This is a genomic window from Photorhabdus kayaii (assembly GCF_025384895.1).
GTDB lineage: Bacteria > Pseudomonadota > Gammaproteobacteria > Enterobacterales > Enterobacteriaceae > Photorhabdus > Photorhabdus kayaii.
On record NZ_JAJAFZ010000024.1, the window covers coordinates 1 to 22924 of the forward strand.

General features: G+C 40.4%; 23 protein-coding genes. 14 read left to right on the forward strand and 9 right to left on the reverse strand.

Annotated elements, in window-relative coordinates; all coding sequences use genetic code 11:
• Positions 1 to 640 (forward strand): DUF4184 family protein (locus LGZ98_RS10955; protein ID WP_262978076.1); only part of this gene is annotated, 640 nt, incomplete at its 5' end.
• A gap of 148 nt (positions 641 to 788) precedes the next feature.
• On the opposite strand, the gene LGZ98_RS10960 is transcribed toward LGZ98_RS10955, so the two are convergent.
• The 3 genes from LGZ98_RS10960 to LGZ98_RS10970 form a co-directional block, all read right to left on the reverse strand.
• Entirely contained in the window at positions 789 to 1055 is a 267-nt protein-coding gene (locus LGZ98_RS10960) for a hypothetical protein (RefSeq protein WP_262978077.1), read from the reverse strand.
• A 219-nt stretch (positions 1056 to 1274) separates the two neighbouring features.
• Positions 1275 to 1574, reverse strand: a complete 300-nt coding sequence (locus LGZ98_RS10965; protein WP_262978078.1) for a hypothetical protein — start codon at positions 1572 to 1574, stop codon at positions 1275 to 1277.
• A gap of 790 nt (positions 1575 to 2364) precedes the next feature.
• Positions 2365 to 2622: a type II toxin-antitoxin system ParD family antitoxin gene (locus LGZ98_RS10970; protein WP_228902570.1), complete on the reverse strand. Its 258-nt coding sequence runs from the start codon at positions 2620 to 2622 to the stop codon at positions 2365 to 2367.
• 327 nt (positions 2623 to 2949) lie between these two features.
• Between LGZ98_RS10970 and LGZ98_RS10975 the strand changes: the two genes are divergently transcribed.
• Entirely contained in the window at positions 2950 to 3531 is a 582-nt protein-coding gene (locus LGZ98_RS10975) for a beta-class carbonic anhydrase (RefSeq protein ID WP_262978079.1), read from the forward strand.
• A gap of 150 nt (positions 3532 to 3681) precedes the next feature.
• Here the strand turns inward: LGZ98_RS10975 and LGZ98_RS10980 are convergent, their stop codons facing one another.
• The 4 genes from LGZ98_RS10980 to LGZ98_RS10995 form a co-directional block, all read right to left on the reverse strand.
• Positions 3682 to 5283 carry an APC family permease gene (locus tag LGZ98_RS10980; RefSeq protein WP_262978080.1) on the reverse strand — a complete coding sequence of 534 codons (1602 nt, stop codon included), beginning with the start codon at positions 5281 to 5283 and terminating at the stop codon, positions 3682 to 3684.
• 60 nt (positions 5284 to 5343) lie between these two features.
• Positions 5344 to 6924, reverse strand: coding sequence for an aldehyde dehydrogenase (NADP(+)) (locus tag LGZ98_RS10985; protein ID WP_262978081.1), 1581 nt, complete (start codon positions 6922 to 6924; stop codon positions 5344 to 5346).
• Between the two features lie 42 nt (positions 6925 to 6966).
• Positions 6967 to 7887, reverse strand: a complete 921-nt coding sequence (locus tag LGZ98_RS10990; protein WP_262978082.1) for a dihydrodipicolinate synthase family protein — start codon at positions 7885 to 7887, stop codon at positions 6967 to 6969.
• Positions 7888 to 8190: 303 nt separating this feature from the next.
• Positions 8191 to 9027 carry an AraC family transcriptional regulator gene (locus tag LGZ98_RS10995; protein ID WP_113040559.1) on the reverse strand — a complete coding sequence of 279 codons (837 nt, stop codon included), beginning with the start codon at positions 9025 to 9027 and terminating at the stop codon, positions 8191 to 8193.
• 306 nt (positions 9028 to 9333) lie between these two features.
• Between LGZ98_RS10995 and LGZ98_RS11000 the strand changes: the two genes are divergently transcribed.
• The 5 genes from LGZ98_RS11000 to LGZ98_RS11020 all read left to right on the forward strand — a co-directional run bounded on the left by LGZ98_RS11000 (position 9334) and on the right by LGZ98_RS11020 (position 13988).
• The gene (locus tag LGZ98_RS11000; RefSeq protein WP_113040560.1) at positions 9334 to 10284 is read left to right on the forward strand and encodes a 4-hydroxyproline epimerase; all 951 of its coding nucleotides are present in this window, start codon (positions 9334 to 9336) and stop codon (positions 10282 to 10284) included.
• Entirely contained in the window at positions 10281 to 11408 is a 1128-nt protein-coding gene (locus LGZ98_RS11005) for an NAD(P)/FAD-dependent oxidoreductase (protein ID WP_262978083.1), read from the forward strand. The genes LGZ98_RS11000 and LGZ98_RS11005 overlap by 4 nt, the downstream gene beginning before the upstream one ends.
• Complete coding sequence (locus LGZ98_RS11010) at positions 11405 to 11659, forward strand: (2Fe-2S)-binding protein (RefSeq protein ID WP_113040562.1); 255 nt, start codon at positions 11405 to 11407, stop codon at positions 11657 to 11659. Before LGZ98_RS11005 ends, LGZ98_RS11010 begins: the two co-directional genes overlap by 4 nt.
• Before the next feature lie 2 nt (positions 11660 to 11661).
• Positions 11662 to 12945 carry an FAD-dependent oxidoreductase gene (locus LGZ98_RS11015; RefSeq protein WP_262978084.1) on the forward strand — a complete coding sequence of 428 codons (1284 nt, stop codon included), beginning with the start codon at positions 11662 to 11664 and terminating at the stop codon, positions 12943 to 12945.
• Positions 12946 to 13025: 80 nt separating this feature from the next.
• Positions 13026 to 13988: a P1 family peptidase gene (locus LGZ98_RS11020; RefSeq protein ID WP_262978085.1), complete on the forward strand. Its 963-nt coding sequence runs from the start codon at positions 13026 to 13028 to the stop codon at positions 13986 to 13988.
• 218 nt (positions 13989 to 14206) lie between these two features.
• Here LGZ98_RS11020 and LGZ98_RS11025 read toward each other — a convergent pair whose 3' ends face one another.
• A complete protein-coding gene (locus LGZ98_RS11025; protein ID WP_262978086.1) occupies positions 14207 to 15190 on the reverse strand; it encodes a class I SAM-dependent methyltransferase in 984 nt (327 codons plus the stop codon).
• Between the two features lie 620 nt (positions 15191 to 15810).
• Between LGZ98_RS11025 and LGZ98_RS11030 the strand changes: the two genes are divergently transcribed.
• Together LGZ98_RS11030 and LGZ98_RS11035 are read left to right on the forward strand one after the other, a co-directional pair.
• Positions 15811 to 16044 carry a hypothetical protein gene (locus LGZ98_RS11030; RefSeq protein WP_262978087.1) on the forward strand — a complete coding sequence of 78 codons (234 nt, stop codon included), beginning with the start codon at positions 15811 to 15813 and terminating at the stop codon, positions 16042 to 16044.
• Positions 15999 to 17234 (forward strand): stiblene epoxidase, encoded by a 1236-nt coding sequence (locus tag LGZ98_RS11035; protein ID WP_262978088.1) that lies wholly within the window; start codon positions 15999 to 16001, stop codon positions 17232 to 17234. Before LGZ98_RS11030 ends, LGZ98_RS11035 begins: the two co-directional genes overlap by 46 nt.
• A gap of 114 nt (positions 17235 to 17348) precedes the next feature.
• On the opposite strand, the gene LGZ98_RS11040 is transcribed toward LGZ98_RS11035, so the two are convergent.
• Positions 17349 to 19052, reverse strand: a complete 1704-nt coding sequence (locus LGZ98_RS11040; protein WP_113040566.1) for a glycoside hydrolase family 18 protein — start codon at positions 19050 to 19052, stop codon at positions 17349 to 17351.
• Positions 19053 to 19453: 401 nt separating this feature from the next.
• Between LGZ98_RS11040 and stlA the strand changes: the two genes are divergently transcribed.
• From stlA to LGZ98_RS11065, 5 genes are all read left to right on the forward strand, one after another.
• Positions 19454 to 21052 (forward strand): phenylalanine ammonia-lyase StlA, encoded by a 1599-nt coding sequence (stlA, locus tag LGZ98_RS11045; protein ID WP_113040567.1) that lies wholly within the window; start codon positions 19454 to 19456, stop codon positions 21050 to 21052.
• Between the two features lie 127 nt (positions 21053 to 21179).
• Entirely contained in the window at positions 21180 to 21317 is a 138-nt protein-coding gene (locus LGZ98_RS11050) for a hypothetical protein (RefSeq protein WP_228902209.1), read from the forward strand.
• Complete coding sequence (gene ydfG / locus LGZ98_RS11055; RefSeq protein ID WP_113040568.1) at positions 21277 to 22026, forward strand: bifunctional NADP-dependent 3-hydroxy acid dehydrogenase/3-hydroxypropionate dehydrogenase YdfG; 750 nt, start codon at positions 21277 to 21279, stop codon at positions 22024 to 22026. The genes LGZ98_RS11050 and ydfG overlap by 41 nt, the downstream gene beginning before the upstream one ends.
• Before the next feature lie 131 nt (positions 22027 to 22157).
• Positions 22158 to 22520 carry a DUF1283 family protein gene (locus tag LGZ98_RS11060; protein ID WP_113040569.1) on the forward strand — a complete coding sequence of 121 codons (363 nt, stop codon included), beginning with the start codon at positions 22158 to 22160 and terminating at the stop codon, positions 22518 to 22520.
• Between the two features lie 21 nt (positions 22521 to 22541).
• The gene (locus LGZ98_RS11065; protein WP_191214686.1) at positions 22542 to 22814 is read left to right on the forward strand and encodes a DUF1161 domain-containing protein; all 273 of its coding nucleotides are present in this window, start codon (positions 22542 to 22544) and stop codon (positions 22812 to 22814) included.
• Positions 22815 to 22924 lie beyond the last annotated feature (110 nt).

Consider the following 22924-nt stretch of genomic DNA (forward strand, 5'->3'; position numbering starts at 1 on the left):
TGTTGGGTTATATGATGTAGCAACTACTGCGCATCACTTACCCGGATGGTTTTATACCGCATTTCCTTTATGTCTATTGATATTTTTAATTGTACGTCTTTTGTCATATCCTTTATCCGTTCTTTTCCCAATACCTTTTACTCGTTATGAAAAACAGGGTTATAAGGACGGAGTTGTTTTTGTGCTGTCGTTATTTCTAGGAGCTGTAACCCATATTGTCTGGGATGCATTCACACACGATAAAGGTTTTTTTGTCGAGCTAATTCCTCTATTAAAATTCCGCATTTTACATTCCATTACCAATGGGCAGGGGGTAAGTATATATAAAATTCTACAGCATCTCAGTTCATTATTAGGATTATTTTACCTCACCATGAAGTATTGGCGATATCAGAAAAAGTTGGACCCTATTATGCAAAAGAAGAACAAAAGAAAACTTTACCATTTAATTGTTATTGGGTTTATCTCAGGTTTTTTAACATGCCCTGTAGCATTGTTTTTATCCTGGGAGGTATCAGGGATAAATATAAGCAGGTTTATTTTTAAGGAACTTACTCTGTCTGTATCGGTTTTTTCTATTATTTTGATATTTATTGCGTTATGGATAAGGTATTCTTCTTCGAAGAATAAATCGGTTTAATAAAGATCTATTGACATTCAAATAGATTGATTCAAACAACGTAGCCAATAAAGGAAAAATAGGAAATATTATTTTTCATGAAAAAAGCAAAAACCCCGTTATTTTTAACGAGGTTTGTCAATTTTATGAAAAAGTCTACAATGAGGTTTTATCTATCTATTTGACCTTCATAGTAAGCAACATATAGTCCATTACCACAATATTTAGATTTTTTTAAACGCCATGTAACTCCATTTCCTTCATTAAATCTATCGGCAAAACGGTCCTCAGCATGAACAACAGATCTAACAGGTTTCCCATTAGAAAATCCTTGATCATTTACACAGTTTTCATATCCGCTAAATGCCGATGCAGTCCCAATGCCTCCGATTAATGCTGTTGCTAATGCCCCAACTGTTAATAATTTCTTGAACATAAAACTCTCCTTAAATAGTTTCAGAATTTACATATTCAAACATATTACTTATCAAAATCATATGTGACAATGCATGCAAAATCTAAGTCATCACATCGATGATGTTACAATTTTAAAATTCAAAAACTGCTTATATTTTTCATCTTAGATTAGAAACCTAACTGCCATTATATTGTCAGTGTTCTAAAAAGCCTCTAATAAGAGGCTTTCGGTATAATTTTAAATTTCTCTACCTTCATAGTAAGCAGCGTGAACTTTCCTGTTACCCTCATAACACTCTCCATAATACCCTTTAAAATACCATTTAATCGTTTTATTAACATTAGACTCATACCGAGTAAATACATTAGCAAAATTGTTAGTGGGATTACGCAAAGTTATTTTATACTTCAAACCAGAACTATCTGCGCCTGCTATTTCTACGACTTGGGTCGGACAATCACCAATTGCCGATGCAGTCCCAATTCCTCCGATTAATGCTGTTGCTAATGCCCCAACTGTTAATAATTTCTTGAACATAAAACTCTCCTTAAATAGTTTCAGAATTTACATATTTAAACGTATTATTTACCAAAATCATATGTGATAATGCATGCAAAATCTAAATCACCACATCGATGATGTTACAATTTTAAAATTCAAAAACTGCTTGTATCTTTCATCCTAGGTGGAATTAGGCTGGAAACCCAAATTCCATTTACCATAATAGTAGCAGAAATCAAAAATGGCAAATCTAATATATAATGATAATTTATTTTCCTATAGTTTTTCATGAAACTATCTTTAATGCCAGTATATTTAACCTCTCTGGAATTTATGATTTATCTCACATGTTTAATCTGGAAAGGTAACAATCTGGTGGTGTTTTAAATAAGGGCAAGTCGGCGCTGACAATTGAGATCGTTTATATTTCACCCACTCACGCCGGATGGATTTTCTGGTAATAATGTCAACTACCCTGACTCTGGATGATATTAATGTGATTAACATCAAACATTTTCACTCATTATTTTTTGAGAATAATCATGGTAAAAAATTCTTTTTATAATTATTGCCTTCAAATGCTATATCTATTAATTATAATATTCCTGAATAAGTACTTTTATCGTAATTATATGACTACCAAATAAAAACATTAAGGTTAATCGTCAAACATAACTAAACATGAGCCTCAAAAAAATACCAGTGTGTTCATCCAGAAAAGTAGGAGAGGAGGGTAACAACATATTAGGTAGGAGGAAGGCTATCCACCGTAACACTGGAAAAGGGAGGGATGTCAAAAATCACCGAGTCTATGTGAAGTTGTTTATCATCTAAGGTTATTTAACATAATATACATTATGCGCACCATGATAACCAAATAAGAAATAAACGCCTGCGTCGCCGTGATGCAGCAAACTAATGGAGATGTCGCTAGTAGCTCGAAAGTTCTTTTCAGTAGTTCATCGTGATAACGCCTCGCCTGGTTTTGACCAAATTGCTGTATCGTATAACGACCAGATTGGATCATATCACCAACGAACCCGTTGAAATGTTCACCAAGGGTAACACTAGTTACTCGTGCCATAAATTCGCCTCTTCATGTATTACTGAATAATACAATACTTCCCTACCCCACTTATATGACCGGCTGTCTGAAATTTAGCTTCCATTGGCAGAGTAATAACCTATAGCTCGCTGCTCTTGTGCATAAGTGCATACAGACGATTTACTTGACCAGTACAAAGGATACGAGTATATAGTTTTTCATAAGTTTTTTTTATATATCTGTATTTTCAGCCTCATATTCATTTATCTAGATGGATGTCCTAGCTTTATCAAGAAGTTGATTTTTTATCTATATCTTTGTTTTATATCATAATTTATTAAACCGGAAAATATGAAGGGAGGAAGGATGAGCTGTGTTATCAAAGAAATAAGTGACGCTAATATTGCATATGCAGCAACTTTTGGTGATAAAAAAAACCTTGGTTTACCTGCTGTCAGACGATTTGCCATATTGACGTGTATGGATGCTAGGTTAGATCCAGCAAAATTTGCAGGTTTATCTGAAGGTGACGCTCATATTATTCGTAACGCAGGCGGAAGAGCCAGTGATGATGCCATTCGTTCACTTATCATTTCCTATAAACTTTTTGGCACAAAAGAGTGGTTTGTCATTCACCATACTAATTGTGGGATGGAGCTTTTTACAGACAATATCATGGGCGATCTGCTAGAAAGCAGCCTGGAAAGCGCGATAATGACGGAAGAGGGATTTAAAGATGTCGGCAACGGTACAGGATCATCTGAGGGAAAATATATCAAATGGCTTACCATTAACAATCAAGTTGATAGCGTAGTTGAAGATATTCATCGTATTCGTACCCACCCTCTTGTCCCCGCAAATATCTCCATATATGGGTACATATATGATGTGAGGTCAGGAAAATTAATTGAGGTTCCTGAAGCAGCAAGCATTGCAGAAGGTGCTTAATTTTTCAGAAAATGAGGACGTTCGGCTAGAATGAATCTATGCTCATCTCCATTTTTGTAACTATTGATCTGAATTTATGATGAGCTTATTTAAAGCTATCGGCATCAATGTGGACAAGGATGTCCATGCCTCAATGAGTTTCCATCAGCACTAATCCTCATCCTCCGTTGGTAAAATAGCATTGGGTAAAGCACTAAAAGTTCCCCAATAGAAGGCGATTAGAGCGATCACTGCTACTGCAACAATATCCCAAGGTGCAGGAATAATGCCTTTACCGCCAAATGTTCCTAAATAGGATAGAATGATCATGGCACTGTAAAAACTAATCAACCACAGGGCCGAAGTTATCTGTTGGCGCAAACTTACTTTGCCTATAGGAACTTTATTTTTGAATAACAAGTAGATAAAGAACAAGACAATTTGTAATCCGAGCAACCAGGAAACGGTTTTCCAACCAGACCAATAAACAATGAAAGCGGAAATAATAAAAGAAAGCGGGCCAACGAGCGCAAACCATTTAACATAAAAAGGACGTTTTATCTCCCTGGCATTACGGCGTAAGGCAGAAGCGGTTACTGGCGCTAATGCGTAGCTCAAAATTAACGCCGCAGAAACAACACTGATGAGTTTTTCCCATGAAGGAAAAGGCAATGTCCAGAAAACAGAAAGAATAAACGTCAACCAAAGTGCAGGACGTGGTATCCCCGATTTTTCATCAACATGGGTAAACACATTAAATAACGTCCCACTTTTTGCCCAACCATAAACTACACGGGGAGTGGCATTCATATAAATATTCCCAGTACCGCTTGGAGAGATCACCGCATCACATACCACCAAAAAAGCGAGCCACCCCACTCCGAGGATTAAGGCTATATCACGAAACGGCAATGAAAAATATTGCCCAATGTTATTCCAGCCCCCGAAGAGTAAATCAGAGGGTATCCCGCCAAGGAAAGCTAACTGTAATAAAACATAAATAACCGTAGACAGTGAAATAGACAGAATGAGGGCAATAGGAATTGTCTTTTGGGGTTTTTCCACTTCACCAGCGACAGAAATAATGGGCGTTAGACCAAGATAAGCAAAGATAATGCCCCCCGTTGAAACCGCAGCTTCAACACCCGATACCCCAAAAGGAGAAAATCCGTGAACTTGCAAATTACTCGGATTGAAATAATTAAACAGGACAATAATGACGAGCAGCGGAACGATGAACTTGAAAATACTAATAATATTGTTGGATTTCGCAAAGGTTTTCACGCTGTTGTAATTAAGATAAAAGAAAAATGCTAATAAAATAAATTGAACCAGCCAGCCTGTCAGTGTCGGATCACCAGAACCAGGTTGACTCAGAAATGGAAACCACGCCGCCGCATATTGTCGAGCGGCGACGACTTCAATGGCTATTAAGCTGGAAAACGCAATTAAGGTGATAGAACCCATTAAATATCCCATGAGTTCACCGTGAGAAAACACCGGATAGCGGATAATACCACCTGATTTCGGCAGTGCCGCGCCCAGCTCGCAATAAACAATACCGAGTAAGAGCACAGCAATACCGCCAATCACCCAAGAAAAAATCCCTGCCGGTCCTGCAATAACAGACACATGACTGGCCGCAAATAACCAGCCAGAGCCAAAAATAGCCCCTAAGCCAATGAAGGTTAAATCCGTGAGTGTTAACTGTTTCTTAAATTTACCCTGCCCTGAACCGGATTTTGGTCGTGAAGAGGCTTCGTATAGCGCCATAATTATTCGCCTTTTTCTGTTTCTTATTTGATATACGTCAACGTGGAGTCACTGCGCGTTTTACAATACTTCCCGACTCATTACCCCATTGATTAATCGAGAAATATTTAACGGATTATGGTCTTGCAGTGCGGGGGGAAGTAAGGATTTGGGATAGTTTTGGAAACAGACCGGGCGCAGAAAACGCCAGAAGGCCAGTGTACCAACTGAAGTCCCCCTTGCATCCGAAGTCGCAGGGTAAGGCCCGCCATGAACCACGGCATCACAGACTTCAACGCCTGTTGGGTAGCCATTGACAACCACCCTGCCCGCAATGTTTTGTAATCGTTGACTGAGCTCGTGTGCATTCGCTAATTCATCGTGCTCACCAATCAAGGTAGCGGTAAGCTGCCCCTGCAAACAGTCAATTGCGTGTAAAAGCTGATATTGGCTTTCGACTTCGACCACAATAGCAACAGGACCGAAAACCTCCTCTTGTAACAGGGCATTTTTATTCAACAACAAGGCAATATCTGCGCGATACAACATCGCACTTGCCTGATTTTCATGATGTTCGCCAATGGCTAACCGTGTCATTAAGGGTTCATCATCCAGTTGATGAATACCTTTTTGGTAATTGAGTAATGTGCCACGGTTTAGCATTGACTGTGCCGGACGAAACGTGATCTCCTGCGTCAAGTGAGCAATAAATTGATCAAATTCTGGTGAACGAATACCCAAGATGATGCCTGGCTTGGTACAAAACTGCCCGCTACCTAATGTGAATGAATTTGCCAATTCTTGGGCGATCTGTTTTCCTCGCTGTACTAAGGCGTTTGGCAGCACAATGACCGGGTTGATACTCGACATTTCAGCAAAAACCGGAATAGGTTGTGGTCGCTGCATAGCCATATCAAACAGTGCACGCCCACCAGCGAGTGAGCCGGTAAAACCAACGGCTTGAATAATTGGGTGTTTGACGAGATCTGCTCCCACGCTATTGCCATAAATCATATTGAATACACCTGCGGGCATTTGTGTGGCGATAATAGCGCGTTCTATCGCTTCTGCTATGGCTTCAGCGGTAGCCATATGACCGCTATGTGCTTTAAAAACAACGGTACAGCCCGCCGCTAATGCTGACGCCGTGTCACCACCAGCAGTTGAAAAAGCCAAAGGGAAATTACTGGCGCCAAAAACCGCAATAGGACCTAGAGGAATATGGCACTGGCGAATATCAACTCTGGGAAGCGGTTTTCTCTCAGGTTGCGCAGTATCAATACGGGCAGCATGAATATCACCACGGCGTAACAGCGTGGCAAACAGCCTCATTTGCCCGCTCGTTCTCGACCGTTCACCTTGAAGTCGAGCTGGAGGCAGAGCCGTTTCTTCTGATACAAGGGTAATAAAGTCATCACTGAGAGCATCAATTTCATCGGCAATTTTATCTAAAAAAACAGCACGTTCTTCTAACGATGTCTGGCTATAACGGGTAAATGCATCGGCTGCCGCTTGGGCGGCGAGATCGACCTCATGTCGTGTAGCCTGATAAAACGCATAACCTATTGGTGAGTTATCCACCGCTCGCTGGCTGTGCAAACAGCGTTCTCCCTCTGCTTGCCTGCGCCCCCCAATAAACTGCATACCTGAATGTTCCAACATAACGATTCCTCCGAGGGTATCAGAAACAAGTTACAGCCCAATTCAGAGACCTACATCAGGCAATGAAGGACGATTAGCGAGAGCTTTTTCTACAATGGCGCGTACTTCAACCAATGTTTCCCCTTCAAGTGGTAAACGCGGTGGACGGGTAATGGCACTACCACGGCCAACCATTTCTTCACACAGTTTGATGCATTGCACCAAATCAGGGCGGAAATCCAAATGCAACAGAGGCATAAACCAGCGATACAATTCCCGAGCTTCTTCATAACGTTTCTGTTTAGCCAGACGGAATAAAGTCTCTCCTTCCCGAGGAAAGGCATTCGACATACCTGAAATCCAACCTTCTGCGCCCACTGCGACTGACTCTAAAACGACGTCATCCAAACCGGCAAAAAGAATGAAGCGATCGCCTGCCTCGTTGGGAATATCACTAAAAGGCCGGGTATTGCCTGATGAATCTTTAAATGCAACGATATTTTCGCAATCGGCCAGAGACGTCAGAATTTTCGGCGTAATATCATTTTTATACAGCAGAGGGTTGTTATATAGCATGACGGGTAAATCGGTAGAGGTCGAAATTGTACGGAAATACTCCCTGTTTTCTTTCGGTGTTGGAGTATAAACCAGAGGTGGCATGATCATCACCCCATCAGCCCCTGCCTGTCGGCATTCAGCAACCATTTTGCACGCATTATCGGTTGTCAATTCTGCGATACCCGAAAGAACGGGAATTTGCCCACCAGCAACATCTACTGCGAGTTCAACGATAGTACGCTTCTCCTTCATAGACAGAGATGTGTTTTCCCCCACAGAGCCATTGACGACTAAACCGGAAACCCCATCTTTAATCAGGTTCGTCATTACCTTCTGTGTGGCGTCCAAATTAATGGAAAAATCGGGGTTAAATTGCGTCGTCACTGCCGGGAAAACCCCCTGCCAGCTAACCTTTCTCTTGCTCATAGCTCTATCCTTTCGATCGTCATTTAAAATGCAAATTGTTTTTATTTTGTTAATAAAATGTGATTCATTGGTTTTAGTGGAATGATGGCGATTTCACTACTGAGAAGCTTGTGACTTTTCACAGTGAACAATGACGAAATCAGCATAATAGGAATGGCAAACTTAAAGCTGAGAGGCTTTGATGGAGTCGATAATTCCTAATGACAGGTAAAAAGACTGGCTTCTCAAATATATGATTAATTAACCCAATCTCGTACAACAAATTGGATCACGAAAGAGCGGAAGTATTAGTAAAACGGCAAATTACTCCAATCCTATTGACTGACGAAAATCACTGGGAGTGAGTCCAGTTGACGCCTTAAATTGCCGAGTAAATGCACTGTGATCAGTATAACCACATTGCAAGGCAACATCTGTAATAGGTAATTTCGTAGCCAGCAATTCCGACGCTTTTTCAATTCTGATTTTGTGGATCATCTGCCGGGGTGTCAGGTGAAAGATGCGTTTACAGTAACGTTCCAATTGAGCAACCGAGAGACGTGTTAAATGAGTTAGCTCTTCGAGACGAATGGTTCGATCAAAATTTTCACGAATATAATCATCAACGATAGCCAACTTTTGGTACACAGGATGATTTTCCTTAACTTCCATCAAATCATGAGAAATTCCTGCCATACCAATAACTTGATTATGTTGATTATACAATGGCAATTTATATGTCATGCACCAACCTGCTTTACGTCCATGATAAAAATGGAGCTCCAGTTGGTTTTGGATAATTACCCCTTGATGCAACACACGTAAATCCTGTTCGGTGTAACAACTGCCCATCTGAGCAGGAAAGATTTCGGAAGAGGTTTTACCGAGTAGCGAAGAGATCGACTTAAATCCGCAGCGTGTGGCTAGCGTAAGGTTCACAATTAGATAACGTGCTTTGATATCTTTGATAAAGAAAACCACACTGGGAATCGCATTTAACAATGGTGTAATTAAGGCAACCGCATTGAGAATATCTTGCAGGTTATTGGGTTTGTGATTAACTAATCCACTACAAAGCGCCGATAAAAACTCAACATTACAAACATCATAACCATTTGTGCTAATGCCGTTTTTTTCATTGTTCCGGTATATATTCATCATCTGTATCTCCAATCTATTAACATTAAAATAGGATTTTTGACTCGTGTTTAGCTATTTATATTCCGCCTTCCTTATTTAACTATTTGATTTTATAGATCAATTTATAAATTTTCTGGTAAAAACAGAAATAATCCTTATCAGGTTTATTTATAATTTTTCATTTCATTATCTTATTGGAATGTCTCACTGATAATTCAGTGATTCTTTCATTGTGCTGATTTCAGCATATTGCAGTATGAAATTCATCAAGCGACAAACGAAATACTACGCCACCATTTATTAAAAATACGTTAATTGGGTGGCTTTATGGCAGATAAGCATGATTATCAGATGGTTCGCGTCATTGATTCACACACAGGTGGAGAACCTACCCGCACGATAATCGAGGGATTTCCATCTCTTGGCAAAGGAACCGTTGCCAAACAGCGTCAACGCTTTGAAGCCGAATTTGATCACTGGCGTAAGGCTCTCATTCTTGAACCAAAAGGGAATGATATGTTGGTAGGCGCACTTTTATGTCCGTCTACTGTACCTGACGCCGATATGGGGGTGATTTTCTTTAATAACGCGGGATATTTAGGCATGTGCGGACACGGCACTATGGGTCTTATTGCTTCGCTCTATCATCTAGGCTGGTTGAACCCTAGCAAGTATAAAATTGAGACCCCTGTTGGGATTGTAGAGGCAGTGCTCCATAAGGATGAAACCGTGTCTGTTTATAATGTTCCCTCTTATCGTTATCAGCAAAATGTCACCGTGAACGTGCCAGGTGTGGGTGATGTTAATGGAGATATTGCCTGGGGAGGAAATTGGTTTTTTCTGATCGGTCAACATAACCTGTTTCTAACCCTTAACCATATCGATGAACTTACGCAATACAGTTGGGCAGTTAGGCAGGCACTGGAACAAGCGGGGATAACCGGTGAAAACGGTGAGTGTATCGACCATATTGAATTGTTCGCTCCTGATAACGATACAGATAGTCGTAATTTTGTATTATGTCCGGGGAAAGCCTATGACCGTTCACCGTGTGGCACTGGAACAAGTGCTAAGTTAGCCTGTCTGGCGGCGGATGGAAAATTGCAGCCGGGTGAAATTTGGCGCCAATCCAGCATTATTGGAAGTGTTTTTGAAGCCCAATATCAGTGGGTTGGTCAAAAAATTGCCCCAGTGATCCGGGGAACAGCGCATGTTTACGGTGATAACAAATTAATCATTGCCAATAACGATCCTTTTGTCTGGGGAATCAATGTATGACCCCTCCCCAAATATCGGATGTCATTATCGTTGGTGCTGGCATCATTGGAGCCGCATGTGCTTATCAGTTGGTACAAGATGGTTTGAGAGTTGCTGTAATTGATGATGGTGGTAAAGGGGCAACACAGGCAGGGATGGGGCATCTCGTGTGTATGGACGATAATCCTGCGGAACTGGCACTGAGTAGTTACTCATTAGATATATGGCGAACATTCACCCCCCATATGCCAAAAAATTGTGCATGGCGTAGATGCGGCACACTTTGGCTGGCAGATGCAGAGGACGAAATGGAACTGGCTGAGGAAAAAAGCGCACGTCTTGCCTCCTATGAAATCGAAAATATTCCGATGACAGCGACACAAATTCATCAGATGGAACCGATGGTGAGGAGTGGGATTGCCGGCGGCTTGTCTGTTCCTGCGGATGGGATTGTCTATGCACCCAATGTCGTACACTGGTTTTTTACTAGCTGTAATCAAAAGATTCAGTTTATTACAGGACAAGTGCACGCCTTAGAGCCTCAGACCGTTGTGCTGCGTGATGGAAAGAAATATTGTGCGCCGAGAATATTGCTAGCAAATGGGCTATGGAGCACACATCTGTTACCTGAATTACCGATTGTCCCTAAAAAAGGGCAACTGGCGATTACAGATCGTTACCCTACCTGTATCACACATCAACTGGTGGAATTAGGGTATAGCGCCAGTACACATACTTTGGATGGTACGTCAATCGCTTTCAATGTTCAGGCCCGCCCTACCGGTCAGCTTTTAATTGGCTCTTCACGCCAGTTCCATAACGAACAACACACTATTGATCTCTCCCTACTCCGTTCTATGCTCCAGCGCGCACTTTATTTTTTACCTCAACTTGGTCAGATGAATATTTTACGTTGTTGGTCTGGCTTTCGTGCTGCGACTCCAGATGGCTTGCCGCTATTGGGGCAACATCCTGATTACGAATGGCTATGGCTGGCTGTGGGCCATGAAGGATTAGGTGTAACGACCGCACCGGGCAGCGCCAAAATCATCTCTGCATTGATGCTGAACAGAAAAACGGAGATTGATCCACTGCCTTACCAACCCGCACGTTTCACTGCTATGGCCCGTCAGAGGTTACCATGACACTCAAAAAACCACCATTTACTGCTTTGTTTATTGATGGCGAACTGATCACAGTTCCTGCGGGGATTACTGTAGCGGCGGCGCTAGCTTATATCGGTAGTGAGCATTGCCGTATATCTGTATCACATCAATTGAGAGTGCCTTTTTGTGGTATGGGGATCTGCCAGGAATGCCGTTTAATGATTAATGGTCGCCGTCGTGTAGCGTGCCAGACAGTTTGTGAAATGGGTATGAAAGTCGAGAGGATCTGAACATGGCAACACCATCTTTTTCTACGATATTACACTGTGATGTGCTGGTTGTTGGCGCAGGACCGGCAGGATTGGCTACCGCACAGGCTGCGATACAAGGGCAACAATCCGTTATCCTGATTGATGACAATCCCAAAGCAGGCGGACAAATTTGGCGTCAAGGGCCATTTCATACATTGCCGCCGATGGCGAAAAATTATCTATCGGTACTATCAGAAGATGCATTGATCTATTTACCCAGTTGTAAAGTAATTGCAGTAGACAGCCAATGCGTAATGGTTGAAACGGCAAGTCGGCACCGAATAGTTCACTACCAACGTATCATTCTCTGCACCGGCGCTAAAGAAAAATTACTTCCCTTTCCTGGATGGACATTACCGGGTGTCACGGGCGCAGGCGGATTACAGGCGTTGATAAAAAGCGGTCTCCCCATGATTGGTGAGCGTGTTGTTATTGCAGGTAGCGGTCCCCTTTTGCTCGCGGTTGCCGAAACAGTAAAAAAAGCAGGAGGGAACGTGGTCGGTATCATTGAACAGGCGCCTTTACACCGCTTATTTTCGTTTGGCTTACGACTGCTCCGCTGGCCTAACAAGTTGCATCAAGCCATCGCTCTCATGCCACTTAAAAATTACTACAAAAACAGTATGGTGTTGGGAGTGGAAACCTCGGTAGAAGGCAGGTTAACTGGTGTGTATATCAGTAATAAAGGGCAAAAACGAAAATTACCCTGTACCCGTTTAGCTTTCGGTTTTGGTTTAAGGCCAAATACGGAATTGGCACAATTGCTTGGTTGCTTGCTGGACGAACAAGGAAATATCCAAGTAGATGCGTGGCAACAGACTACTATACCTGGTGTATATGCAGCGGGAGAATGCACAGGTATTGGCGGCAGTGAGCTTGCATTGTGTGAAGGATTTATTGCCGGGTTTGCAGCGAGTGGTAAATACGTACTAGCTGAAAAATGGCAACAGAAACGAAGAAAATGGCGGTGTTTTGCCACAGCAATAGCACAAACGTTTAAATTAAATAGAGAGATCACACAGGCACTTCCCCCCGATACCTTGATCTGTCGTTGTGAAGACATAAGTTTAAACGAACTTGAACCATTTCAAGATTGGAATAGCGCAAAAATGGCAACACGGTGTGGCATGGGAGCTTGTCAGGGAAAAATCTGTTCTGCCATTCTCCACGATATCAAACATTGGGCAATACCATCCCCTCGCATTCCACTATCACCTACCCGTCTTGAAACGCTGGCAGCAGGAGACACGGAAGAGTTTGTTTAGTCACCTTTTGCTATGATTCATCTCGATAAACATTAAAACTTGTAATGTATTACTTTAAAAATCAAGGTGTGGACATATTTATGTATAAGACAAATGGAACAATTTTGGATGTACCGGGTGTTAAGGTTGGGCATGCTGAAGATAAATTGGAGCAAACCGGTTGTAGCATCATTATTTTCGACGACGGAGCTGTTTGTGGCGTTGATGTCAGAGGTTCTGCACCGGGGACAAGGGAAACCGAGCTTTTAGATCCCATTAACACTGTTCAGAAAGTCAATGCAGTGGTGCTAAGTGGAGGGAGCGCTTTTGGATTAGATTCCGCCTCTGGCGTAATGCGCTATCTTGAAGAAAGAAAAAAAGGATTTGATACCGGTGTCGCTATCGTACCTATCGTTCCTGCCGCAATAATTTTTGATCTAAACTTTGGTGATCCTGCTGTTCGTCCTGACGCTGAAATGGGCTATCTTGCGGCACTAAACGCTTCTGTAACCCCTTTTCCATCGGGAAATATTGGCGCCGGCGCCGGGGCCACTATAGGTAAGATGGCCGGTTTTGACAAAGCCATGAAAGGTGGACTTGGAACAGCATCGGTTAAATTACCTGGCGGGCTGACAATTGGCGCAATGGTTGTTGTAAATGCTGTTGGTGAAATCAGAGACCCTAAAAATGGTAAAACCATTGCAGGTGCATGTGATAAAAATGGTCATCTTATTCCCTACATTATAAAAAATAATAAAGATAATAATTTCATTCAAGGGGCAAATACGACTATTGGCATAATTTGTTGTAACGCCAATATGAATAAAAGCCAGATGAAAAAAGTTGCCCAGATGGCTCATGATGGTCTTGCGAGAACGATATACCCTGTTCATACCATGAGTGACGGGGATACTATTTTTGCAGCGGCAACAGGTGGTGTGGATTCATCGGTGAATACTGTTGGTATTCTTGCTGCCGAAGTCATGGCTGCTGCGGTTTTAGATGCGGTAAAATCAGCTAAATCAAAATTTGGTGTTAGAGGTTATGCCGATTTAGCGGATTAAAAAGTTCGGTGCAAAAACTGCGACATCTAGCCAAACGCACGAATGCAATTGTAGTAACAGGGCACGATCCGGATGCCTGGCCAATATTCCGTAAGGCACCGGAATATTACGATTAACTCGAATTCATCAATGCAAAATATAGCCAGAAACTAGAAAGTGGATGTTTCTGGCTTGGTACTCATTTTACTAAAGCTTAACTTACTCTCCGAGAATAACCGCTATTCCTCCCCTCCCCCTCTTAACCAATCATTGACAAAAGACTGGGCATTTTCAGATTTAAATCCAATCGAAGATATGCCGGTTGGCTTCCATAAAAGCTCAATAACACGAATCTTTTGGTTATAATCAAGAGCATTAAATATTTCACGTAATTGTTCATTTAAAAGTAAATCTTGAAATTGAAGAAAATATTCATCATTGAATTGATCGCAACATCCTGCAAAAAGCTTATTACCGTTCTCACGATTGAACCCACAACATCTCACACGCTTAAAGCCAGCTTTATAATAAAAATCGCATATTTCATCATATCTGTATGCGTTGACGATAGGATTCAAAAATGCATCCACATTAACAGCAACCTGATCAACACTATCATCTAAATGATTAGCTGTACTATCGCCATATTGATTTCGACTTAAGTTTTCGCACAGCTTATTCATTAAATCAGTATTTAAAAAATATTCTTCTGCATGATTTTGTTTTACAAAAATCTGCAAAAGTTCCCGCTGCCTCAATCGTTCATATTCTCCTATAGCGTTGTATAACCAAATTAGCGCGATACCCTCTTCATTTAATGAACGTGAAGCTGCTAAAAAACCCTCTTGTGGACATTCCATATGATGGATAACACCGGTAGAAACAACAACATCAAATTGATTATCTCGTGTTAGCTTCTCAATCGTATTATTTTCTAGCGTGACGTTATCCAACTGATGATAAGATATCAACTTATCTGCCACCTCTAACGCTTTATCCGTCATATCAATACCTACAAATTGGGTATCGGGATACATACTTGCCAGCCCTAACAAACGATGTCCCGTTCCACACCCTAAATCAAGCACATATTTTCCCGTTAAATAATCCGGCTTAAATATAAGCCCTATCACCGTGGCCATATCATAAATAAGATTGTCTCCAATGGCGGAACTAGGATATGGATATCGGTTATACATCGCTTTGACGTCCTGATTACTCATATTTATTTCTCCGAACAAAATGACAAATCAATAGTAATAGCCCATGATCACGAATAATAGATTACAAATAATAGTATAGAAGTCACCCTCATAAAATTCATGACAACGAGTAATAAAATATTTCATAATTGGGAGAAAAATATATTAAATTCAATTAGAATGGAAATAATTTCATATTAATCAGAATATTAATGGAGATAATATATCTACTGAAATAATATTCAACCATCAAACTTTCCCTTAACTTGCTAGAGAATAGCAGAGTTATTACTGATCATATTAATAAATATCTTAAATAGTTGAAGATAGAAACAAGATGAATATTAATCTATTCACACAAACATCATTTACTGTCATGTTATCTTGAATACATAAAACAAACACGAAGTTAGATTAACACATATCACTATAAAATATTCATTTTATGAAAAATTATAAAATATAAACATTAAAAATTCACTTTATCAATTTAAACGATCAATTTTTTAATTAAATATTATTTAATAAACAGACACATAACTTTTTTACCAAATATTTTTAGAGATAAAACCCCAAGCTTTCTTGCTCTATTTCGATGTACAGTATATTTTTATTTTAAATACTATAAAAAAGTCATGGCTGTGATTAGATATAATCACCACGATTTAGCCAGAATCGTTCATATCTATACCCTATGGATTTCAAGATGCATCGCGACGGCAAGGGAGCGAATCCCCGGAAGCATAGCGAACAATGTGACCGAGGTGAGTGAGTGCAGCCAACAAAGAGGCAACTTGAAAGATAACGGGTATATAACAGGAGAAATATTATGCACGTCGGTATTATTGGGGCGGGGATTGGGGGTACATGTTTAGCACATGGATTACGTAAAAATGGAATCAAAGTGACGATATATGAACGAAACTCTGCTGAATCCTCCATACTTCCCGGTTATGGAATTCATATTAATACATTCGGCAAGCAGGCACTGCAAGAATGCCTCCCGGATGAAAACTGGCTAACCTTTGAGGAGGCATCAAGATATATTGGCGGACAATCACGGTTTTATAATGAACGTATGCGTCTTCTCGCCGTTCATGGCGGTATTTCTCCAATGGCAGGAAAAATTATTTCCGAACAACGTTTGTCAATTAGCAGAATTGAACTGAAAGAAATACTAAACAAAGGGCTTTCAAACATAATTCAATGGAACAAAGCATTCGTCCGTTATGAACATATTAAAAACGGTGGCATTAAAATTTTCTTTGCCGATGGCAGTCACGAAAATGTCGATGTCCTTGTCGGTGTAGACGGCAGCAATTCAAAAGTACGTAAGCAATACCTTCCTTTTATCGAAAGATTCGATGTTGGTGTTAGTATGATCATTGGTCGTGCGCGTCTTACCCCGGCTCTCACAGCTTCGCTACCCCAAAATTTCCGGGATGGTACACCCAATAGTATCGTACCTAAAAGCCCCGACTGGTTGTTCATCTCTATGTGGCGTGCCCCAGTTAATATCCATGTAGAGGCATCCTTAGCAGAAATCGATAATTTTATCGTATGGGTTTACGTAGCAGCAACAGATAGTTTTCCTGACAATATCACCGATTTTTCCGCTGAAACCCTCTGCGATCTGGTCCAATCGCGTATGATTCCGTGGGACCCAAGCCTACATACTCTGATTAAACAAAGTGATATGGAAAACATATCTCCGCTACATTTACGCAGCATGCCCCATCTTCTACCTTGGAAATCCAGCACCGTCACATTACTTGGGGATGCTATTCACAACATGACGCCAATGACAGGCTCAGGCGCGAACACAGCGCTGCGAGACGCACTTTTGCTCACGCAGAAACTTGCCCGTGTAGCGTCCGGCCACGAAGAGTTAATCAAGGCAATTTCAGATTATGAGCAACAAATGCGCGCATATGCTAATGAGATCGTTGGAATTTCACTGCGCAGCGCTCAGAACGCTGTAATACATTTTTCAATACCACCATTGAAACAACGGCATTTGAACATAAGAAGAAATACATCTCGAAGTTATCAATACCGACGTTAATATTCCGAGTAAATTGTCATACCTGAATGAATTCCATATCATTACTAGATACACTTATTATAAAAACAACCCGCCACCAGTACATAGATCATACTGGTGGCTTGGTTTAATTAATTATGCAATTTTTACCCAAGGATAAGCATCAGATGTTTCTGCGCCGTCTGGCACGGTGCCTCTACTCCACCATTTAGCTTCCCAATTTTGATTGTTCCAACTCACTCTATCGCCGGCATTATATGCCCTATTTGCATCCCAGACAGGGTAATCACTCCCTGTATCTGGATTAACTGGATCAACCGGCTCAACATTAACACCCTTGAAATAGAATGGTGCCATATCTATTTTTTCCGTGATTAACTCACAACCAAGCCCTTCCCTAGCTGCATTGACCAATAAACCACGATCTTGATCTGCGGTCCATGTAAATATTCCTCCCAGATTCTTTTCTAGTACATATTGTGCTTTAGATTTAACGGAACGAGGGGTATCAAGAGAAATAAACAACTGACTATCCTTATTATAGAGATAATCAGCGTCTGCTATTTCATCGGTATATAAGTCAAAATTATTTCTTCCCCTCTTTTCTTCCAAATCCAGATAATTATATATCGTGTCGTACCATTCTGTGGTCCCTGATTCAAACGAACCGGTTGTTGTAATCTTCGGTTCTTTTTTCGGGACATAACCAGGATCATAACTGCCGGATAATGGAGAATAACTATCAATAATCGTATTTCTGGCATTGCGTGAATAACCGGTGTAACCAATATTGATGGCAGATGCAGGTACGCCAAGGCTCAATAAATATTCAACCGCCTTTTCTACACTATTCTCACCACCAAGATAATTACGGAGATTCGTGTGATGTAACACCTTTTCAGCCCACGGAGTACCAAAGAAATCATAGGTCATAACATTAATACCATATAGTCCAACTTGCAGTAATTCAGGTATTTTTGATTTTTCCATTTTCTCTGGTACCGCCGAACAAGCAATGCTTATTTTTATATCTGAACGCCCTGCTTCTTTAAAAGCAGCAGTTAAATCTTTAATTAAACTAACATAATAATCGCCATCGTCTGGCGCATACATGTTACCTTCATTTCCAGCAACGCCCGGATACTCCCAATCAATATCAATTTCGGTAAACATAGGGAAACGTTGGAATATATCAACTAAACTCGAACAGAAATAGGATTTTAGTGTTTCGTCTCTGACCATATTATAAAAGCCATTACTCATGGTCCAACCACCAACACTAAATGACATAATAAGATCATGGCCTTGAGCTTTTGCAGCTTGTTGAACTTTAGCCAATCCACCTAATACGCCCATACTTTTAGATTGATCAAAATCCCTTGGCATTTGGATATCTTGCCAGCCAGAATAAGTACAATTCTGATAAGATTGGCAATCTCCCCAAGCATCTGTGAATGTCACTTCTCCATTATTGGTGCGGGCAAATAATGGCGCTTGCTCTTTAATTTGCTGCTTTTTTTCGCCCTCATCACCTAATATTCCACAGAAACCAATAACTAATTTATCATAAGCAAAAGGATTATCTAAAAGGTGCTGTAAATCTATTCCTCTACCTCGACGAATGGGATCTTGATTTCCTTGTAATCTACCGTCATATTGCGACCAATCTGTATAATAACCAAAAACTTTAGGTTTATTACGTGTGTCATATTTATTATAGACTGGTAATGCGGTTCTTCCCGATGTGTAACTAAAATTTATTGTTTCAGTTGATGGATTGAAATTATCTATCTGATAAGACTGTTCACTAAGCGAATCTGTCTGGATTATTTTTGACATAAATCACCTCGACTAGATATCAGTTTATTTTTCGATGAACACTCCAATTGCTTTACTTACGTGGTAACATAATTACATTCTAGTTTGTATTCTTAGGAAAACAAATAATTGTTATTTGTTTGATTGTTAATGGTCAACTAAAATTTATGTCAACGGAATTTATATTACCGATCATTTATTATCATATAACAAAAACAAATAATTGCAAATTGCAAATATATTAATTGCCATTATTACAATTGCCTCCTCAATTAAATTTGTAAATTAATTTTTACGAACCATTTGTTTTAATTTTATTTCAAATTGACTGTATTTTATATTTTATATCTATACTAATTTGTATCCTTAGGGGTGTTCGTTTCTTCAAAATATTATTACCATTCTTATATATGGAGATTAAAATGAAAGCTAAAGATGTTCAGCCAACCATTATTATTAATAAAAATGGCCTTATCTCTTTGGAAGATATCTATGACATTGCGATAAAACAAAAAAAAGTAGAAATATCAACGGAGATCACTGAGCTTTTGACGCATGGTCGTGAAAAATTAGAGGAAAAATTAAATTCAGGAGAGGTTATATATGGAATCAATACAGGATTTGGAGGGAATGCCAATTTAGTTGTGCCATTTGAGAAGATCTCAGAGCATCAGCAAAATCTGTTAACTTTTCTTTCTGCTGGCACTGGGGACTATATGTCCAAACCTTGTATTAAAGCGTCACAATTTACTATGTTACTTTCTGTGTGCAAAGGTTGGTCTGCAACCAGACCAGTTGTCGCTCAAACAATTGTTGATCATATTAACCATGACATTGTTCCTCTGGTTCCTCGCTATGGTTCAGTGGGTGCAAGCGGTGATTTAATCCCTTTATCTTATATTGCACGCGCATTATGTGGTATCGGCAAAGTTTATTATATGGGCGCAGAAATTGACGCTGCTGAAGCAATTAAACGCGCAGGGTTGACACCATTATCGTTAAAAGCAAAAGAAGGTCTTGCTCTGATTAACGGCACACGGGTAATGTCCGGTATCAGTGCAATTACCGTCATTAAACTGGAAAAACTATTTAAAGCCTCAATCTCTGCGATAGCCCTTGCTGTTGAAGCATTACTTGCATCTCATGAACATTATGATGCCCGAATTCAACAAGTAAAAAATCATCCTGGTCAAAAAGCGGTGGCAAGTGCATTGCGTGATTTATTGGCAGGTTCAACTCAAGTTAATTTATTATCCGGGGTTAAAGAACAAGCCAATAAAGCTTGTCGTCATCAAGAAGTTACCCGACTAAATGATACCTTACAGGAAGTGTATTCAATTCGTTGTGCACCACAAATATTAGGTATAGTGCCAGAATCTTTAGCTACCGCTCGGAAAATATTGGAACGGGAAGTTATTTCAGCTAATGATAATCCATTGATCGATCCAGAAAATGGCGATGTTCTACACGGTGGGAATTTTATGGGGCAATATGTCGCCCGAACAATGGATGCATTAAAACTGGATATTGCTTTAATTGCCAATCATCTTCACGCCATTGTGGCCCTTATGATGGATAACCGTTTCTCTCGTGGACTACCCAATTCACTTAGTCCGACACCCGGCATGTATCAAGGTTTTAAAGGCGTCCAACTTTCTCAAACCGCTTTAGTTGCTGCAATTCGCCATGATTGTTCTGCATCAGGTATTCATACCCTCGCCACAGAACAATACAATCAAGATATTGTCAGTTTAGGACTGCATGCTGCTCAAGATGTTTTAGAGATGGAGCAGAAATTACGCAATATTGTTTCAATGACAATTCTGGTAGTTTGTCAGGCCATTCATCTTCGCGGCAATATTAGTGAAATTGCGCCTGAAACCGCTAAATTTTACCATGCAGTACGCGAAATCAGTCCTCCTTTGATCACTGATCGTGCATTGGACGAAGATATAATTCGCATCGCGGATGCAATTATTAATGATCAACTTCCTCTGCCAGAAATCATTTTTGAAGAATAAAAAGAGAATCACTGAAAGTCCTTCAATCATCTCTTGACTAAAAATACAGAACCCCATTTATACCCAATGGATTTCAAGATGGATCGCGACGGCAAGGGAGCGAATCCCCGGGAGCATAGGTAACTATGTGACCGGGGTGAGTGAGTGCAGCCAACAAAGAGGCAACTTGAAAGATAACGGGTATACTGATGACAGAAACAGTACGAGTAAAAAAGGGGTTTTGTATGATCGTTTTTGTGACAGGAGCAACTTCAGGTTTTGGTGAATCAATTGCCAGAAAATTCATTCAAAACGGTTCTAAAGTTATTGCAACTGGACGCCGTAAAGAACGGTTAGAAAAATTAAAAGCTGAACTGGGTGATAACTTTTACTTTGTTCAACTTGATGTCACTGATCGGGCCGCTATCAATCAGGTTGTAGAACAATTACCAGAATCACTCCGTCAAATCGATATTTTAGTCAATAATGCCGGTTTAGCGCTTGGATTAGAACCCGCTCATCGGGCTAATCTGGATGACTGGGAAATAATGATTGATACCAATGTCAAAGGGCTTGTCAATATGACCCATGCTCTACTGCCTCAAATGGTAGAAAGAAATCATGGGCATATTATTAATATCGGTTCTACCGCTGCAAGTTGGCCATATTCCGGTGGAAATGTTTATGGCGCAACTAAAGCCTTCGTCAAACAGTTTAGTTTGGGCTTACGAGCAGATTTGCAAGGAAAAAATATCCGAGTCACTGATATAGAACCCGGTTTAGTTAGTGGAACTGAGTTTTCTTTAGTACGTTTTAAAGGCGACAATGATAAAGTGAATAAAACCTACGATGGCACGCAGGCATTAACCGCCGAAGATGTCACTGAAGCTGTTTTTTGGGTCGCTAATTTACCTGCTCATGTCAACATTAATACATTAGAAATGATGCCAGTTTGCCAGTCATTTGCCGGGCTTAGTGTACACAGAAATGAATAATTACACTCTTCTTGATAATTTGTTGAACATATTAATGCTATCTTATAATTTATCTATCTGATAGTTTCTTATTGTGCCATCTAAATTGGCTCCACTTACTCTACACTCAAGAGGATTCAAGAGGATAAAAGATGAATATTTGTAATTCTTTGATATTAAAAGCAATGCCAGCTATCGCTCTGGCAATACCATTGTTATGGCAAACGCCAGCATTGGCGGCAACCTGTACTTCCGGAAGTACCTGCGTCACAGTGAGTGGTAGCGGAGATTCTGTGCTCGATAAAGAAGCCGCCCGCCAAAGTAAAGAACAATGGGATGAAACAAAGAATCTTCGCACTAAAGTTAATAAACGTGCTGAGAAAGAGTTCGACAAGTTCGATAAAGCGATTGATGCTCGTGATGCATGTATGAAAAGTACCAATATCAATGCTTATTGGGAACCCAATACCGAACGTTGTTTAGACAGCAATACAGGTATGCCCATCAGACCGTAATATAAGGTGATGACAATGAAGATGAAGAAAGCGCTTTTATTTAGCGCATTGATCTTTACCCTATCCCCATTCGCACTTGCTGCACAAGCTTCATGCGAAAGCGTGAAAGAGCAAATTGCGCAGAAAATTATCAATAATGGTGTGCCGGAATCTGGCTTTACATTGGAAATTGTTGCTAATGACCACATTGAACAAGCCGGTGGTAAAATCGTTGGGCATTGTGAAAATAATGCCAAAAAGATTGTGTATACCCGGCAAGGAAGCCAATCTCAAGCTCATCCGACCGCCAAATAAACCCACATTATCTTTCTGAAGGAAGATACCCAAAGTTCAGAGAAAATATTACGCCAATATTTTACCGTTGATGAATGATGAGATGAATAGAGGTCGAGGCTATACGCCTT